Here is a 15,903-nt window from a genome sequence, read left to right as displayed (position 1 = left end):
CAAAAAGAAAATAGGGGTGTTTGGGCTTAGAAAGATTCCTCGAAATCCTGGTCCCAGCGGTAATTGTAAAACCGTTCTTTTGTCAGCCAGTTTTCCGTTTCGGTGTCGCCTTGCGCCAGTTTGTGTTCCATTTCTTCAAGCATCCAGGCGGTTTGGGAGATGTGGGCTTTCATGGCACCCATTTTCTGGTCGCGCACCGGTGAAATGTCGTACACGACATCCGGATTTCCAAGAACATCCAGTGTATTGTTGGCAAATGCCACACAATGCAATTTCGGGCGATCTTCCATGCGGCGGACAGCGCGCACTACGGCACGGGCTGTTGCTTCATGGTCCGGGTGCACCGAAAGATTCGGATAGAATGTGATGACCAAAGAAGGATTCAATTCCGTAATCAAATCAGCCATCATGCCGACCATCTTTTCATCGTCTTCAAATTCCACCGTTTTATCGCGCAAGCCCATCATCCGCAAGTCGGTAAGGCCCATGGCTTCAGCCGAAGCGATCAATTCTTTTTTGCGGATCTGCGGCAGCGATTCGCGGGTGGCAAACGGCGGATTGCCAAGATTGCGTCCCATTTCGCCGAGTGTCAGGCACGCGTATGTAACGGGTGTCCCTTGTTTGATATGCGTAGATATTGTTCCTGAAACGCCGAATGCTTCATCGTCCGGGTGAGGGAAGACGACGAGTACATGCCGTTCTTTTGGAATTGTCATCGTTTGTTCCCTCCTTAATAACTGAACGGTGTTTCGCTGATTTGCAGCGCCACCGCCAATTTTCCTGATCCGTCATGTCCTGCAAGCAAGAGCCGGCCTTGCTCATCAAGTTCGTAATGGGTGATTCCCTGGGCGTAAACCCAGCCATGCGGCAACTTCAAGCCGACGCGGTGCGGGCTTTCACCGACCACTTTTCCCAATTCGTAATTGATCACGACATTGCGGATAAAAGCCCCGGCGTTGAAAAATCCTTCATTAAAATGTGTGGCATATGAGCCATTGGTTGTTTCCAAGTGCAGATAAACGTCTCTGTTTGCGAAAGCATCCAGCTCCACTTGCAGTTTTTTAACTTCTACTAATTCCATTTTGTTCACTCCTCCGGCAGTCCGTATTCTATTAGTATAGGGAATTTTATAGAAGAATGCGATTAGGTTGCTTTACGGAACCCGAAATAATGCTATTATATGGAAGAAAGAATTTTTTGATAATTCAAGGTAGAGGAATGAAGACGGTGAATTTATTGATCAGATTTGTGTTTTCAATTGTGGGGATTGTACTCATCAGCGGGTTGCCGGAATTGGTGAAAGGCTTGCTCGCAGGGGAGCTGCAGCTTAAGGAATACGTGCTTTCCATCCAGTCTGTTTTAAGCAATATATGGCCGATTCAGGATTTTGCGGTATTCAATATACGGACGCAGCGCGATATCCTGCTGTTTCCAACCATTGCGGAATACATAAGCTATTCGCTTCAAATTTTATTTTTGGCTTTTGCAGCAGCTGTTTTTTTCGCGATGCTGTTTACAGTCGCGACGATGCTGCTGCCGGAACCGGCGCGTGAACGAATCAAAAGCGTGCTGTATTTTCTGGAATCGGTGCCGGATCTGCTGGTCATCATGCTGGCACAGCTTGGGGTTATCCTGATTTATCAGCAGACAGACGTGTTGATTTCAAAAATAGCCGTTGTTGGAGGGGACCGGATTTACTGGCTGCCGGTCCTCTGTTTGATGCTGTTGCCGGCGATCCAATTATACCGGCTGAGCATGTTGACCTTCCAGGAGGAAGAGCGCCAAATGTACGTGGAGCTGGCCCGTGCGCTCGGCTTTTCTAAAGCCTTCATTGTCTTGGTCCACATGTTCCGAAACGCCGTCATCAGCGTCTTTTTCCAGTCGAAGAAAACCTTATGGTTCATGCTGTCGAATTTGTTTGTGCTGGAATTGATGTTCAATATGCCAGGCATCATGCTCTTTATGAAAGACAATATCTCACCGGAAGTTTTTCTGGTAGCAGTATTCAGCTTTTTTGTGCCAATGTTCCTTGTTTACAGCCTGGGAGAATGGTTCTTTCTCCGGCATTACCGCGGAAAGGAAGTGGGGTGAATGTGGAAACGCCCTTATTTCATCATCGGCTTTGGGATTCTGGCATTCTTCCTTATTGGCAGTTTTGTTTATGAAGGCTTGTACGGCAATGTGCCCAAGCAGACTTTATTTATCACAGAAAACGGAAGGGCAATCGAAAGCCCGCCGCTTTCGCCGCAATGGGGCCATCCGCTCGGGACGGACCAGTACGGCTATGATTTATTCGGAAAACTGATGCTGGGGGCCAAGTACACCATTCTATCCGCTCTGGCAATTGCCGCACTGCGGATGCTGATCGCGGTGCCGCTTGGCTATCTGCTGGGAACCTATTTGCAGCGCCAGCGCACGTGGATCAGCGGGTTGGCCGATTCGCTGCATTATGTGCCTTTGACGCTTTTTGCCTCATTTGTCCTGTACTCCGTGCTTTGGATGCCGGCGGAAGGCTTTACGACCGGAATGTGGGAACGCATCGGCATCCAGATTGTTTTGATGGCGCTCCTGACCGTCCCGATTGTCGCGGTACTGGTCGGCAATGAAGCGGCACTCCTCAGCCGCCAGGAATACATATTGGCTTCAAAAGTGTTGGGAGCCGGACGGTGGCGCATCATCCGCAAGCATATGTATCCGCAAATGAGGGAGAAGCTGGCGGTCCTCTATGGCCAGCAAGTGATTGAAACGTTCATCATTTTAGCGCATTTGAGTTTATTTGATTTATTCCTTGGCGGCACCAAAGTGAGCTACGACCCGATGTTCGGTGATCCCCCGATGTCCATTTCCTATGAATGGGCGGGTTTGTTCGGCTCGACGTTCCGCTACTTGCAAGGTGCGCCTTGGCTGCCTTTGTTCCCGGTCCTGTTTATCGCCTTATCGATTCTGGCAGTGTCGCTGATGCTTGAAGGGTATCTGCAATCCAAAAACCCGAAAGTAAAGAAGAAACGGAAAACGCCCGCTGAAGAAGACAAGGTCGTGGAATGGAACCGTGAGCAGCTGCGAGAGCAGATGGTGAGATTGAAGGAAAAAGAATTGCTTTAAAAAAGGAAAACCCTCACGGATTGTGAGGGTTTTGTTTTGGGGTATTAAACTTCTGTCACTTGCACTTCAGGCTTTTCAAACTGGTTCGCCGCTCCGTGCAGGACGGGGCCAACGTATTCGTTCAGCTTCCAGCCGTGCTGGATTGCAGCGGAAACGAAGATTTTGGCATTCAGCACAGCATCGCTTACCGATTGGCCGTTAGCCAAATTAGCTGTGATGGCTGCCGCAAATGTGCAGCCGGCACCGTGGTTATAAGTCGTGTCGGTTTTTTCAGCGGTTAACAGGTAATGCGTTTTGCCGTCGTACAAAAGATCGGCCGCTTTTTCATGCTGCAATTGCTTGCCGCCTTTGATGACAACGTACTGTGCGCCGTGTGCATGGATTTTTTCGGCCGCCGCTTTCAAATCCTCTACTGTGCGAAGTGTGCCAAGGCCAGAAAGCTGCCCGGCTTCCACCAAATTAGGCGTTACGACTTTCGCGACCGGAAGCAAATGCTTGATCATAGCATCGACGTTTTCAGGGAACAGCACTTCGTCTTCGCCTTTGCATGCCATAACCGGGTCAATGACGACATCTTCCAAACCGGATTTTTGGATGGCTTTGCCGGCCATTTCAATAATTTCGACAGTCGGCAGCATGCCCGTTTTCAGCGCATCCACACCCGTAGAGAAAGCCGTCTGCAATTGTGCGTGAAGCGTTTCAACCGGAATCGGATGGATGCCGTGGCTCCAGCCGTTTTCAGGGTCCATTGTCACGATGACGGTTAAAGCGTTCATCCCATAAGTTCCGTGTTCCTGGAACGTTTTCAAATCAGCTTGTATGCCAGCTCCGCCGGATGTATCTGATCCAGCGATCGTTAAGGTTTTTTTCAATGTCATCGCTAAAACTCCTTTTGATAGTTTGTATGCATCACTTTATTTTAACAAAAATCGGAACATTTACAATGAATCAAACTTCTGCGGGAACAAGAGAACCGAGGCGGTTAAAGTGCTCAATGCAAAAAACAGCAGCACAACCAAAGCCAGTATCCAATTGCCGCTTAGGAAAAGACCGATGGCCAGGAAAAATGTTAATATGGAAACAGCCAGCACCACCATCAGCAAACACCCCATGCCAAGCCGCTTAGCGGTTTCTGGTGCGCTGGAACCTTTAGTTGAAGAGATCGTTTTTATTTTTTCGCGAAAGTCCGCCATCAGCATCGCCCCTTTGTTCCATCCTATCACGGGGCTATGCTGAAATGAAATAGAAGAAAGAGGGTTTAACAGTGGCAAAAGATCCGAAGTTGACAGAAATTGAACGCTTATTAAATGAAGTGAAAGGGAAAGAAGATACAAAAGAATCGGGTTTCTGGAAGACCTTGAAATTGATGATGGGCGTGTTCCGCAATTCTTTTCTCGTGCTGATCGTGGCTCTGTTATTGCTGCTGGTCGCGCTGCCGCTCGGCACGTTCTGGATGATCAAAGGCAGTACGTTCCAGGAAGACAAAGGCGCTTTCCTGGAGCAAATCCAGGATCTCAATGAGCTCGCTACTGCAGAAGCGTTTTCGAAAGTCATCATTGAGCGGCAGGACAATGCTGTATTCGGACAGGAAATCGGGCTCGACTTGCCGGGAACCAAACGCCAGCTATTGGTGGTCATTCCGGGTTCGGTCAAAGCGGGAATTGATTTTTCCGAAGTGACGGAAGAGGATATCGAATTGGATGAAGCAGCGAAAACCGCGACTTTGACGCTGCCGAAAGCCGACTTTTTAGGCGGTCCCGAATTATTCATGGACCAAGTGGAAGTGTATTCGTATGAAGGCCTGTTTAGAGGCGGCGCCGATATTTCTGAAGCGTACGAGCTGGCAGAAGAAGCGCAAAAACTGATGCTTGAAGAAACCAAAGGGCAGGGCGTGCTGGAATTGGCTGAAGAAAATGCCGCCAGCTCGGTTCAGCAAATGTTTAATCTGGTGGATTATGAGGTAAAAGTCGAATTCAAAGAATAAGGAGTGGTATGCATGCCAAAGGAAATTTTTCAAAATGACTGGCAGGAAATCATTGGAGAAGAATTCAATAAACCCTATTACCTGAAACTGCGCGAGTTTCTAAAAGAGCAATACGCCAATGAAACGGTATATCCGGCAAAAGAAAACATCTGGAATGCATTCAAGCACACCCCCTACAGCGAAGTGAAAGTCGTCATTTTGGGCCAAGATCCTTACCACGGCCCGGGCCAGGCGCACGGACTCAGTTTTTCGGTTCAGCCGGGCGTCACGCATCCGCCGAGCCTGCGCAATATGTTCAAGGAACTGAAAGAAGATATTGGCTGTGAAAAACCGAAAGACGGCACCTTGACGAAGTGGGCGGACCAGGGTGTGCTGATGCTCAACACCGTTTTGACCGTCCGAGCAGGTGAAGCCAATTCCCATCGCAATCAAGGCTGGGAAACTTTTACGGATGAAGTGATTCGCAAACTGTCGGAACGCGAAAAGCCGGTCATTTTTGTGTTATGGGGCCGGCCGGCGCAAAAGAAAAAGCCGCTCATTAATTTGGAGCGCCATTCGATCATAGAAGCTGTTCATCCGAGTCCGCTAAGCGCCAGCCGCGGCTTTTTCGGCAGCAAGCCGTATTCAAAAGTGAACGAACTGTTACAGGCACGCGGAGAAGAGCCGATTGATTTCTGTTTGGACTGACGCTCAGCTCCAAGCGTGCTAAAATAGGGAAGAATGTAAACGGAAAGGGGGATTTTTCATGGCAATCGATGCACAGCGCATTTTGCGTGAAATCGAAAAGCATACTGCACAGGCGCGTAAAGGCGATCCGGCAAAAGTACGCGAGTCGATCGCAGCGATTCGGGCATTGTGTGATCTTTTATTGGAAGATGACCAGTCGCCGATGGATACCAAACCGCGTGCCATACCGCTCGCCTCCCCTCAGGTACAGCCAGTTTCTTCTGCCAGCAAATTGCGGGAAGAAGACGGCGCAAACGGTGATTCACTGTTTGAATTTTAATCGGAAAGAGGAATACAAATGAAGTTTTTCTTGATAGCCGGAGCAGTTAATGCGCTGCTATCCGTAGCTTTCGGCGCTTTTGGCGCGCATTTGCTTGAAGGGCGCGTTGCAGATAAATATTTGGACACATGGCAAACGGCTGTCCAGTACCAGATGTTCCATGCAGTCGGATTGATGGTTGTGGGCATTCTGATGAGTTCTTCGTTGATCGGTACACTTGGCTCGTTGTCGTGGGCAGGCTACTTAATGCTTGCCGGAATCATTATTTTCTCAGGCAGCCTGTATGTATTAAGTTTGACGGGCATCTCAATTTTGGGCGCCATCACGCCGATCGGCGGAGTGGCTTTTATCGCAGGCTGGATCATGTTGATTGTGGCAGCTTCAAAAGCTTTATAAAATATGAAAGGCCTTCGCTGCGGCGAAGGTCTTTTTTATTTCCCGGGAAATAGGGAGATTTTGTTATTGTTCAAGCAGAGCTTTCAGTTTGGCAGGATCATCGACAGTCAGGGCAATTCGGGAAACCTGTTTTTTGCGGCCGAAGAAGAGGACCGCTTCTTGTGGTTCCTTGAATTCGAGAATGACTTGCGGTTCCGGTTCCACAAAGTCCTGGGCGATGAAGGTGAGCGTTTCTTTGTCTGCTGCTCCGCCCCACTGAATGGCTTTAATTGCCTCAAGCGGAACTTCCATCCGTTTGCTCAGCCCAAGCGAAACGTACAGGTTGCCGTTGTTTACTTTAAGCGGGTTCAATCGCATCGCCTGAAGTTCACCGAGGAAGTAGACGACCGAATAGACGTTCAGGATCAGCAGCACAATCGAGAGCAGGGGCGATTTATCATGCAGCCACCAGTGGATGCCGATGGTTTCGATGACGATCGCGTGGATCAGCATAATGTAAAATGCGATGGCACTCGAATTTTTGTGGAGCGAAATCAGATTGGGCCCTTCAGCCGGCTTCTTTTTCCAGGAACAGAACGCGTAATAGAAAATGAGCGATTCGGATAAGATGACGGTAACAAGCAGATTGGGTTTCATTCGCGCGTAAGCAGTCGGCAGCAAAGCGAACAGCGGGCTTTCCGGCTGGCTTTTAATTGTGCAGACAATGGCCGGTGCATGATAAAGGAGCAGAACAAGAAAAGCGATTTCAGCCAATAAAACCAAGGCTTCCAAGCCGATGCCTATGTAAAACAAAGTGGTGAACGGTTCAAAGTAAAGGGAAGGGATGACGAAGCGGGCAAGCACAAAGCCTGCGGCAACCAGTGTGAGAAAATGTTTAATCGACAAGCGGAAAGCAGCGAGCATTAAAAGCGGCGCGACAAAAGCGAAGTCGACGAGCGAACCGGTGACTACCCAGAACGTGTCTTCCGGGATCACAAGTGAGGAAAGCGGCGAGCGGTACAACAGAAAATTGCTGGTGAGTACAAGCAGCAGCAGAGCAAGAGCCCATTTAGCATAGTTTGTCTGGCGCATCACGAACATACAAACACCCCGTTTTTCTTTTATTATATCGTTTAAAAGGAGGATGGAGAAAGAGCAATCGTGGCGGAATTCTGAAAAATAAAGGTTGAGGTGCGTTTACTAATTAAAAAGTCAGCAAGCGGCCGAAATATTGCGTCCCGGACAGTAGATTGTAAATGCGGACAGTCTTTCACTCCTACCGAACAGTATTTGTCCTTAAGCGAACAGTAAACTGACCGCTCCAAGAAATAAACCCGCCTATAAATGAAAAAAACCGCCTGAGGGCGGTTTTTGCAAGTTACACTTCCAGGAATTTCGCTGTGCGTTCTGCGTCCAGGCGTGTGCCTACGTAGAACGAACCGAATTCTGCATAGCGTGCGCTGACTTCGTCAAAGCGCATTTCGTAGATCAATTTTTTGAATTGGAGAACGTCGTCTGCGAACAAAGTAACGCCCCATTCGTAGTCGTCAAAGCCGACAGAACCGGAAATGATCTGTTTTACTTTGCCGGCGTAGCTGCGGCCGATTTTGCCATGGGACAGCATCAACTCTTTGCGTGTGTCCATTGGCAGCATGTACCAGTTGTCGTCGCCTTCGCGGCGTTTGTCCATCGGGTAGAAGCAGATGTACTGCGAACGCTGAAGTTCAGGGTACAGGCGCGCGCGGACATGCGGGTTCTGGTATGGATCTTCGTCTGATTTTCCAGCCAGGTAGTTGGAAAGTTCGACAACCGATACATACGAATACGTAGGAACCGTATAAGCGATCAATGTCAGCTTATTGTATTCCGTTTCAAGCTCACGCAATTCGTCCATCGTTTCGCGCAGTAGCATCAGCATCAAGTCGGCTTTTTGGCCAACGATTGAGTACAATGCGTGTGCACCTGTTTTATTTTCATCAGCTTGGTTCACTCGGTCCATAAATGCCTGGAATTCGTCGATCGCGAATTGGCGTTCTTCATCCGTCAGCATTTTCCACGATACCCAGTCCATGGACCGGAAATCATGCAGGACGTACCAGCCGTCTAATGTAATTGCAGCTTCATTCATTATTCAAACACTCCTTTGATCTGAATCTCACAGAATCAGTTTATCACATTGGCCCTGCAAGTTCCTGCAAAACAAATGGCTGTCACCAATTTGCCACCGCTGCCGCGCCTTTTCAGGGGAGCGGGAGTCGGGTAAACTAAAGGTACGCAAAATGCCCGTGAGGAGAAGTGAACATGACTTTATTTACACAACAACCAACTTGGCGTTTCTGGGACCAGTCCTTGAGCGCAAAAAACCGTTCTGCCCTGGAATCGTTCGCCGCGGATGACACGCTGTGCGAACTGGTCGGGTCCGGCAAAAGCCCGGCGACGGTACGGACGTGGGTCCATGACGACACGGTCGTGCTCGGCATCCAGGACCACCGTTTGCCGCATGTCGGAGCGGGTATGGAATATCTACAGTCACAAGGATACCAGCCGATTGTGCGGAATTCCGGCGGCCTCGCTGTCGTGCTGGACGCCGGGGTGCTGAACATTTCCTTGGTGGTGTCAGAAAAAGAAAGCGTCATCGACATTCCGGCCGGCTACGACATGATGCTGGAACTGGTGCAGGCGCTGTTCCCGGAAGCGCCGATTGATGCCTATGAAATCGTCGGCTCTTATTGCCCGGGTTCCTACGATTTAAGCATCGGCGGGAAAAAATTCGCCGGCATTTCCCAGCGCCGCATCCGCAAAGGCATTGCAGTTCAGGTGTACCTGTGCGTCGAAGGCTCCGGCGCGGAACGGGCGGAATTGATCCGCAACTTCTACGAAAAAGGAATCGGCGGAGAAGAAACGAAATTCGCCTATCCGGAAATAAAACCGGAAGTGATGGCGTCGCTCAGCGAATTGCTCGGCAAAGAAATCACGGTCCCGGAAGTTGTGCTGAATTTGTACGAATTGATCGGCGCACCGATTCCACAGCCGCTCACCGCTGAGGAGACGGAGCTTTACGCTTTTTACCTGAACCGCGTCGTTGAACGCAACGAGAAAATGCTTCCGGGGACCTCTTGAATGAGAGGTTCCGGAAGGTGTAGAATACTTGTTACGCAGAAAAAATGGAGGTGCGCCTGTGAGCTATGCAACACAAAAATTAGCTGAAGAAAAAGTTTTCAAAGATCCGGTTCACCGATACATACACGTGCGCGACCAAGTGATTTGGGACCTGGTAAATTCCCGTGAATTCCAGCGTCTTCGGCGCATCAAGCAGCTTGGCACCTCCTATTTGGTATTCCACGGAGCCGAACACAGCCGCTTTAGCCATTCGCTGGGGGTTTACGAAATCGTCCGAAGAATTTCAGACGATATTTTCCATGGCCGTCCGGAATGGGATGAAGACGAACGGCTCGTCGTGTTATGCGCTGCGCTTCTTCATGATCTGGGCCATGGCCCTTTTTCGCATTCGTTCGAAAAAGTGTTCCATGTTGATCATGAGGAATTTACCCGGGAAATCTTGCTTGGCGACACCGAGGTCAATCAAATCCTGCTGAAAGTCGGCGAGGAGTTTCCGAAAAAAGTGGCAGAAGTCATTGCCAAAACCTATGCCAACAAGCAGGTTGTTTCCTTAATATCGAGCCAGATTGACGCGGACCGCATGGATTACCTGCAGCGGGATGCTTACTATACCGGGGTTTCGTACGGGCATTTTGACATGGAGCGGATTCTCCGCGTCATGCGCCCGGTGGAAGACCAGGTGGTCATCAAATCCAGCGGCATGCACGCCGTCGAAGATTACATCATGAGCCGCTACCAGATGTACTGGCAAGTGTATTTCCATCCGGTCGCCCGGAGCGCGGAAGTCATCTTGCGGAAAATCTTGCAGCGGGCAAAGGAACTGAGTGAAAACGGCTATAAATTCAAACAGCCGCCCACTCATTTTATGGCGTTTTTCGACCGCTCGTTCACGTTGAAGGATTATTTGGCGCTTGATGAAGGTGTCTTGATGACCTATTTCCAGCTGTGGATGACGGAACGCGATCCAATTCTTTCTGATTTGAGCGACCGCTTTGTCAATCGCCGGCTGTTCCAGTACGTCGATTTTGATCCCGGCAAGGATTACCGGAAACTTGGGGAGCTTGCCCAGTTGTTCCGGGAAGCGGGCATCGATCCGGAATATTATTTGATCGACGACTCGACGTCCGATTTGCCGTACGATTTCTATCGCCCCGGCGAGGAAGAAGAACGTTTGCCGATCCATTTGCTGATGCCTTCAGGGGAAATCAAAGAATTATCCCGGCAGTCGCAAATCGTGGATGCGATCTCAGGCAAACGAAGAACCGATTACAAATTGTATTTCCCCGCGGAATTATTAATAGATGGCAAAAAGAAAGCATCCAAACAGAAGATATTGGAATTGCTTAGAAAAGGAGGGGTCTAGTTGCTGCAGGAACACGCAAAAATCGTGGATTTTATTGCCACGGCGGACGGGATTACCGGACGGAAGAAATTGCAGAAAATGATTTTTATCTTAAAGAAGATGGGTGTGCCGTTTCAGGAAAAATACGAATTCCACATCTACGGCCCGTATTCGGAAGAATTGACGGCCCGCATTGAGGAATTGTGCGATATGGGATTTTTGTCCGAGGAGCTCGAAGACAAAGGATCATATGTCCGCTATAAATACAATGTGACCCAGGAAGGGAAAGACTTCCGCGGCACCTTGAAAGAATCGGTGATCGACAATCCGGCCATTGCTGCGAAGCTGAACGAAAAAAGCAGCCGCTTTTTGGAGTTGACGTCGACGCTTTTGTACTTTGACCATTTGGAGCGCACGGAACAAATCGAGAAACTGCATGTCGTCAAAGCGAAGCTGCATTTCACGGCAGAAGAAATTGAAGAGGCGTTCGGGTTTATCGACGAATTGAGCCAAATGAAAAAACTCCCTTGATGGGAGTTTTTGTTTACTGAAGGATGTTTTATTGGATATCTGAGAAAAGTTTTCCTTTAACGCCGTAATCGGTTTTTTTCATATCTTCGATAAAGACCGTGACGTTTTCGATCGGTGCTCCAGTTGTTTCGGAAACAACAGCACTGACTTTTTCAACTAAAGCGCGTTTCTGATCTTCTGTGCGCCCTTCGAGCATTTTGACAGTTACGTATGGCATAATAGATACAGCTCCTTTTTTAAATTAGGCTTGGTTAAAATTAATTGCGGAATATCCTTAACAATAAATACAAGCCTTGATGAAGATATCTCAATCATATCAGAACGGAGGGAATGTACACATGGCTAATGAAGAAAAACCAAAACAAAAAGTAGGATTTACCATTATAAAAAACGACCCCACAGATGGCCACAAAGGCTATGGCATTGGATCCCTGTCGCTTGAAAACGTATCCCCGCTTTTCATTGACATCGAAGAGCAGTCGGCATTTATTGACATCGGTGCCATGCATGCACGCAGCCAAGTCGAGAAGGGCATCAAGTTTACGACGAACCGCGAAGATTCAGCGGGCGGCAAACCGTATTGGCTGATTTGGATCACCATCGATTTCAATCCGGCCGGCCCTTATTATGCCGGTGTAACGGCTTGCGAAATGGTCGTGAACCGGGAAAAACGGCGCGGCTACAAAATTTTGGCGGAGCATGTCAACTTGATGGACAAATCGATGAAACGCAAAATTATCGTTGACCACATGGACGATTCTTCGAAGCAGGTACTGGCGGAATACTTGAAAAGCCATAATGCTGAAATGTGGGAACGCAGTGAACCGAAGCTTCGTCAAGAGCTAACTGTATAAAAAAACCAATTTAATGTACGAATTGTGACATTTTGGATTGCTTCTGTTCGGCGGTTGAAGTCGGCCAATAAACGCAGTAAACTATAGTTACAGCTTTTAAATAGAAAGCTAGGACACCTGTGAAGCGGACAAGTGCCGTGAGCCATTGCGACAAACCCAAGCCCAATGCCTCATGTCTCTTTCTCCGTGCCATCAGGCTTAAAAAGGTTTTCTGTGAAGAGATGCATTCTCTCTGCAGAAAACCTTTTTATTTTGCGCATATTGGCAAGCGCAGTGGGTAAAGAGGACTGTGCAAAGAGAAACTCAATCAGGGGGGGCCTTGCCTCCCTGATTGTTAGTTGATCCAGTCGGGCTTTTACGGACCGTAATCTTCCGCTCGGAAAAGCGGAAGTTATACGGATCGTTAAAGCGGGACAAAAACTTATTGCACTTTTGTTGAAAAGAATTATACTTTTTTAAGTAGTTTTAATTTGACTGAAAAGGAGTTTGATTATAGATGGCAGGAATTTGGTATACAGAAAAACAAACCGAGAACTTCGGGATTACGATGAAAATCAATAAAACGCTTCACACCGAGCAAACGGATTTCCAATACTTGGAGATGGCAGAAACGGCTGAATGGGGCAATATGCTATTCCTAGACGGCATGGTCATGACGTCTGAAAAAGACGAATTCGTTTATCACGAAATGGTGGCGCACGTTCCATTGTTCACTCATCCAAATCCAGAGAACGTTCTGGTTGTCGGGGGCGGAGACGGCGGCGTTATCCGTGAAGTACTGAAGCACCCATCTGTGAAAAAAGCGACGCTTGTCGACATTGACGGCAAAGTGATCGAGTACTCGAAAAAATTCTTGCCTTCAATCGCTTCAGGCCTTGAAGACGCACGCGTTGACGTAATCGTTGGAGACGGCTTCATGCACATCGCAGAATCTGAAAACAAGTACGACGTCATCATGGTGGATTCCACGGAACCGGTTGGCCCGGCAGTGAACTTGTTCACGAAAGGCTTCTACGCAGGAATTTCAAAAGCTTTGAAAGAAGACGGCATTTTCGTCGCACAATCAGACAACCCGTGGTTCAAAGCCGATTTGATTGAGCAAGTGCAAAAAGACGTGAAGGAAATCTTCCCGATCACAAAATTGTACTTGGCGAACATCCCGACTTACCCATCAGGCCTTTGGGCATTCACGATCGGTTCGAAAAAATACAACCCGCTGGAAGTGCCGGCTGAACGTTTCCGCGATATCGAAACGAAATACTACACAAAAGAATTGCACAATGCGGCATTCGTATTGCCGAAATTCGTGAAAGATCTGGCAGGCGAATAAGATGCGCTTTGACGAAACGTATTCAGGAAAAGTATTTATCAAAAGCCACCCGAACTACGAAGAATCGAAAGCGGTCCTTTACGGCATGCCGATGGACTGGACTGTCAGCTACCGTCCGGGCTCCCGTTTCGGCCCGAATAAAATCCGTGAAGTGTCGATCGGACTGGAAGAATACAGCCCTTACCTTGACCGCGAACTGGAAGATGTAAAATTCTTCGACGCAGGCGACATTCCATTGCCGTTCGGCAACCCGGAAAAATCGCTGCTTGAAATCGAGACGTATGTCCACACACTTTTAGCGGACAATAAAATCCCAATGGGCATGGGCGGCGAGCACTTGGTGTCCCTGCCGGTCATGAAAGCCGTTGCGAGCAAATACGACGATTTGGCGATCATCCATTTTGATGCCCATACCGATCTTCGCGAAAACTACGAAGGCGAAGAATATTCGCATTCCACGCCGATCCGTAAAATCGCGGACCATATCGGACCGACTAATGTCTACTCGTTCGGCATCCGTTCCGGCATGAAAGAAGAATTCCAATGGGCAAAAGAAAACGGCATGCACATCTCGAAATTCGAAGTGCTCGAGCCGTTGAAAGAAATTCTGCCGACGCTTGAAGGCCGCAATGTCTATGTCACGATCGATATGGACGTCTTGGACCCGGCGCATGCGCCAGGCACTGGAACAGTCGACGCAGGCGGCATCACGTCACGCGAACTATTGGCATCGATCCACGCCATTGCAGCGTCCGGAGTGAACGTTGTCGGATTTGATCTTGTAGAACTGGCACCGGTCTATGACCATTCCGACCATACAGCCAACACCGCAAGCAAACTCATCCGTGAAATGATTCTTGGATGGATTAAATAAGAAAAGCGGAAGCACCTGTCCAGTCCCGATAAGCGCTGGAGGACTTACAGTAAATGGTGTTCTTTGCCATTTGCAGGAAGGCCGAAGCGACTCGAGGGACTAGGTGCTGGAGCTAGACAGTAAGAAAAGCGGAGGAGGCTGGTCAGCTCCGACCGGCGTAAGACGATTTGGCGAAGCGGCATGTTTTCAGCTGCACAGCCGAAGTGGCTTACGACCTGAGGAGCTAGCCGCCGAAGCTGGACAATAAGAAAAGCGGAGGCGGCTGATGCCATCCGCTCATAATCAACCCGGCCTGGAATTTTCGAGGCCACTGAAAAACCTCCCTTTAAATCAACGGGAGACTAAAAAAAAGTCAGAAGACAGGAAATCTTGTCTTCTGACTCTTTTTTTGCATTTTTATTGATCTGGAGCTTCCCTAGGTTCATCCACTAATCGAAGAATTCGTTTCAAGTTCACGGTGAAAATCGCCATAGCGCCTTGCAAAGCCATGCCGTTCAATCCGACGCCGGAAGTCACCCGATATCCGTGTCGATTCTTCAGTTCACTGTTCTTGGCTTCGATTTTGTACCTCTCTTTGACCGCTTTTTTAAAGAACTCACTTTCCTGGAAATCCCGCTGGATTGCATGTTCAGTGGATTTAATAGAGACCGAATAAGTCTTGCTTTTGGCGCCTTCCTTGTAGCAGCCTTCCCGCAGCGGGCAACGCTTACAGCGTTCGATATCAAAATAGTAGGTGTCCTTTTGATTCGTTCCGACGCCTTTTTTTCCCTGCCGGGCTTTTCGGATCGCCATTTGGCCTGCTTTACAGACATACATGCCCGCGTCTTTATTGAAATCGAATTCATCTTCTTTTTTCCGATGGCCATCCGTAATATTGGGGTTCAATTTGGAAATAAGACAGATGTGATTATCTTCTGCATACTGCAGATTGGTTTTCTCCGAATACGCCGTATCTCCAATGACCGTATTCACCGGGATGCCGGCAGCGCAACTTTTTTCGATAAGAGACTGAAGGAGTTTCCCGTCACTCTTTTCACCCGTGGTCACGATAGCTGCCGTAACGAGGCGTTCGACGCTCATCGCGAGGTGGGTTTTATAGCCGAAAAACGATGTATCGGCAGTTTTATGCCCGGTTCGGGCATCTGCATCCGAAGAACAGCGTACCTGTTCGATGTCATCCGCTACTGTTTCTTCCAGCAGGCGAAGCGATTCTCCAATTTTCGGATGGGCCGACAGGCCTGGAACCTGTTCAATCGTAGCAATCAATTCCTTGCAATACTTGAGTTCTGCTTCGAGGTCATCTTTTGTATTCTTCTTCGGAAACTGTTCTTTCATCGACTCGTTTACTGAATAAATGGTTTTCCGCAATTTGCGGGACTGATCCT

The 15,903-nt window shown here is 48.7% G+C and carries 20 protein-coding genes; 12 read left to right on the top strand and 8 right to left on the bottom strand.

From position 1 onward, the window contains the following. Positions 1-26 precede the first annotated feature (26 nt). Both bshB2 and BLQ32_RS18565 read right to left on the bottom strand, forming a co-directional pair. On the bottom strand, positions 27-716 hold the full coding sequence (gene bshB2, locus BLQ32_RS18570) for a bacillithiol biosynthesis deacetylase BshB2 (RefSeq protein WP_074511661.1): 690 nt from the start codon (positions 714-716) through the stop codon (positions 27-29). A 14-nt stretch (positions 717-730) separates the two neighbouring features. Further along, a complete protein-coding gene (locus BLQ32_RS18565) occupies positions 731-1,081 on the bottom strand; it encodes a YojF family protein (protein WP_036802957.1) in 351 nt (116 codons plus the stop codon). Between the two features lie 146 nt (positions 1,082-1,227). On the opposite strand from BLQ32_RS18565, the gene BLQ32_RS18560 reads away from it, so the two are divergent. Together BLQ32_RS18560 and BLQ32_RS18555 are read left to right on the top strand one after the other, a co-directional pair. Beyond that, the gene (locus BLQ32_RS18560) at positions 1,228-2,091 is read left to right on the top strand and encodes an ABC transporter permease subunit (RefSeq protein ID WP_425312197.1); all 864 of its coding nucleotides are present in this window, start codon (positions 1,228-1,230) and stop codon (positions 2,089-2,091) included. Continuing rightward, positions 2,092-3,102, top strand: a complete 1,011-nt coding sequence (locus BLQ32_RS18555) for an ABC transporter permease (protein ID WP_074511657.1) — start codon at positions 2,092-2,094, stop codon at positions 3,100-3,102. It begins immediately after the preceding gene. A gap of 44 nt (positions 3,103-3,146) precedes the next feature. On the opposite strand, the gene pdxK is transcribed toward BLQ32_RS18555, so the two are convergent. Then, positions 3,147-3,980: a pyridoxine/pyridoxal/pyridoxamine kinase gene (pdxK, locus tag BLQ32_RS18550; RefSeq protein ID WP_074511655.1), complete on the bottom strand. Its 834-nt coding sequence runs from the start codon at positions 3,978-3,980 to the stop codon at positions 3,147-3,149. 60 nt (positions 3,981-4,040) lie between these two features. Continuing rightward, positions 4,041-4,295, bottom strand: coding sequence for a hypothetical protein (locus BLQ32_RS18545; RefSeq protein WP_074511653.1), 255 nt, complete (start codon positions 4,293-4,295; stop codon positions 4,041-4,043). A 71-nt stretch (positions 4,296-4,366) separates the two neighbouring features. On the opposite strand from BLQ32_RS18545, the gene BLQ32_RS18540 reads away from it, so the two are divergent. The 4 genes from BLQ32_RS18540 to BLQ32_RS18525 are packed head-to-tail and all read left to right on the top strand — an operon-like array spanning position 4,367 to position 6,488. Then, a complete protein-coding gene (locus BLQ32_RS18540) occupies positions 4,367-5,086 on the top strand; it encodes a DUF4230 domain-containing protein (protein ID WP_074511651.1) in 720 nt (239 codons plus the stop codon). A 12-nt stretch (positions 5,087-5,098) separates the two neighbouring features. Next, entirely contained in the window at positions 5,099-5,773 is a 675-nt protein-coding gene (locus BLQ32_RS18535) for a uracil-DNA glycosylase (protein ID WP_074511650.1), read from the top strand. A gap of 58 nt (positions 5,774-5,831) precedes the next feature. After that, positions 5,832-6,092, top strand: a complete 261-nt coding sequence (locus BLQ32_RS18530) for a YwdI family protein (protein WP_074511648.1) — start codon at positions 5,832-5,834, stop codon at positions 6,090-6,092. Positions 6,093-6,110: 18 nt separating this feature from the next. Beyond that, on the top strand, positions 6,111-6,488 hold the full coding sequence (locus BLQ32_RS18525) for a DUF423 domain-containing protein (protein WP_074511646.1): 378 nt from the start codon (positions 6,111-6,113) through the stop codon (positions 6,486-6,488). Between the two features lie 63 nt (positions 6,489-6,551). Here BLQ32_RS18525 and BLQ32_RS18520 read toward each other — a convergent pair whose 3' ends face one another. Further along, a complete protein-coding gene (locus BLQ32_RS18520; protein ID WP_074511644.1) occupies positions 6,552-7,568 on the bottom strand; it encodes a hypothetical protein in 1,017 nt (338 codons plus the stop codon). A gap of 277 nt (positions 7,569-7,845) precedes the next feature. Beyond that, positions 7,846-8,595, bottom strand: a complete 750-nt coding sequence (gene hemQ / locus BLQ32_RS18515) for a hydrogen peroxide-dependent heme synthase (protein ID WP_036802934.1) — start codon at positions 8,593-8,595, stop codon at positions 7,846-7,848. Between the two features lie 173 nt (positions 8,596-8,768). Here hemQ and lipL point away from each other — a divergent pair, with 173 nt between their 5' ends. From lipL to BLQ32_RS18500, 3 genes are read left to right on the top strand one after another with little or no spacing between them, the layout of a single operon-like run. Continuing rightward, complete coding sequence (gene lipL / locus BLQ32_RS18510; protein WP_074511643.1) at positions 8,769-9,587, top strand: octanoyl-[GcvH]:protein N-octanoyltransferase; 819 nt, start codon at positions 8,769-8,771, stop codon at positions 9,585-9,587. Positions 9,588-9,645: 58 nt separating this feature from the next. After that, complete coding sequence (locus BLQ32_RS18505) at positions 9,646-10,950, top strand: HD domain-containing protein (RefSeq protein ID WP_074511641.1); 1,305 nt, start codon at positions 9,646-9,648, stop codon at positions 10,948-10,950. Then, complete coding sequence (locus tag BLQ32_RS18500; protein ID WP_053165371.1) at positions 10,951-11,460, top strand: YwgA family protein; 510 nt, start codon at positions 10,951-10,953, stop codon at positions 11,458-11,460. Between the two features lie 28 nt (positions 11,461-11,488). On the opposite strand, the gene BLQ32_RS18495 is transcribed toward BLQ32_RS18500, so the two are convergent. Then, a complete protein-coding gene (locus tag BLQ32_RS18495; protein WP_036802926.1) occupies positions 11,489-11,677 on the bottom strand; it encodes a 2-hydroxymuconate tautomerase in 189 nt (62 codons plus the stop codon). Between the two features lie 121 nt (positions 11,678-11,798). On the opposite strand from BLQ32_RS18495, the gene BLQ32_RS18490 reads away from it, so the two are divergent. The 3 genes from BLQ32_RS18490 to speB all read left to right on the top strand — a co-directional run bounded on the left by BLQ32_RS18490 (position 11,799) and on the right by speB (position 14,518). Then, positions 11,799-12,314: a YwhD family protein gene (locus BLQ32_RS18490; protein WP_074511640.1), complete on the top strand. Its 516-nt coding sequence runs from the start codon at positions 11,799-11,801 to the stop codon at positions 12,312-12,314. 496 nt (positions 12,315-12,810) lie between these two features. Next, positions 12,811-13,644, top strand: coding sequence for a spermidine synthase (speE, locus tag BLQ32_RS18485; protein WP_074511638.1), 834 nt, complete (start codon positions 12,811-12,813; stop codon positions 13,642-13,644). A 1-nt stretch (position 13,645) separates the two neighbouring features. Continuing rightward, positions 13,646-14,518: an agmatinase gene (speB, locus tag BLQ32_RS18480; protein WP_074511637.1), complete on the top strand. Its 873-nt coding sequence runs from the start codon at positions 13,646-13,648 to the stop codon at positions 14,516-14,518. 396 nt (positions 14,519-14,914) lie between these two features. Here the strand turns inward: speB and BLQ32_RS18475 are convergent. Further along, on the bottom strand, positions 14,915-15,903 hold a 989-nt coding region (locus BLQ32_RS18475), incomplete at its 5' end, for an IS5/IS1182 family transposase (protein WP_074511635.1).

This window comes from Planococcus glaciei, assembly GCF_900099655.1.
Classification (GTDB): domain Bacteria; phylum Bacillota; class Bacilli; order Bacillales_A; family Planococcaceae; genus Planococcus; species Planococcus glaciei.
Note: the sequence above shows the minus strand (reverse complement) of the source record. Positions and strands in the feature narration are given on the sequence as shown.

What these genes read in the sequence shown, in the direction of transcription:
- bshB2 (WP_074511661.1), bottom strand. Translation starts at nt 716, where the DNA reads ATGACAATTCCAAAAGAACGGCATGTACTCGTCGTCTTCCCTCACCCG.
- BLQ32_RS18565 (WP_036802957.1), bottom strand. Translation starts at nt 1,081, where the DNA reads ATGGAATTAGTAGAAGTTAAAAAACTGCAAGTGGAGCTGGATGCTTTC.
- BLQ32_RS18555 (WP_074511657.1), top strand. Translation starts at nt 2,092, where the DNA reads ATGTGGAAACGCCCTTATTTCATCATCGGCTTTGGGATTCTGGCATTC.
- pdxK (WP_074511655.1), bottom strand. Translation starts at nt 3,980, where the DNA reads ATGACATTGAAAAAAACCTTAACGATCGCTGGATCAGATACATCCGGC.
- BLQ32_RS18545 (WP_074511653.1), bottom strand. Translation starts at nt 4,295, where the DNA reads ATGGCGGACTTTCGCGAAAAAATAAAAACGATCTCTTCAACTAAAGGT.
- BLQ32_RS18535 (WP_074511650.1), top strand. Translation starts at nt 5,099, where the DNA reads ATGCCAAAGGAAATTTTTCAAAATGACTGGCAGGAAATCATTGGAGAA.
- BLQ32_RS18530 (WP_074511648.1), top strand. Translation starts at nt 5,832, where the DNA reads ATGGCAATCGATGCACAGCGCATTTTGCGTGAAATCGAAAAGCATACT.
- BLQ32_RS18525 (WP_074511646.1), top strand. Translation starts at nt 6,111, where the DNA reads ATGAAGTTTTTCTTGATAGCCGGAGCAGTTAATGCGCTGCTATCCGTA.
- BLQ32_RS18520 (WP_074511644.1), bottom strand. Translation starts at nt 7,568, where the DNA reads ATGTTCGTGATGCGCCAGACAAACTATGCTAAATGGGCTCTTGCTCTG.
- hemQ (WP_036802934.1), bottom strand. Translation starts at nt 8,595, where the DNA reads ATGAATGAAGCTGCAATTACATTAGACGGCTGGTACGTCCTGCATGAT.
- lipL (WP_074511643.1), top strand. Translation starts at nt 8,769, where the DNA reads ATGACTTTATTTACACAACAACCAACTTGGCGTTTCTGGGACCAGTCC.
- BLQ32_RS18495 (WP_036802926.1), bottom strand. Translation starts at nt 11,677, where the DNA reads ATGCCATACGTAACTGTCAAAATGCTCGAAGGGCGCACAGAAGATCAG.
- BLQ32_RS18490 (WP_074511640.1), top strand. Translation starts at nt 11,799, where the DNA reads ATGGCTAATGAAGAAAAACCAAAACAAAAAGTAGGATTTACCATTATA.
- speE (WP_074511638.1), top strand. Translation starts at nt 12,811, where the DNA reads ATGGCAGGAATTTGGTATACAGAAAAACAAACCGAGAACTTCGGGATT.
- speB (WP_074511637.1), top strand. Translation starts at nt 13,646, where the DNA reads ATGCGCTTTGACGAAACGTATTCAGGAAAAGTATTTATCAAAAGCCAC.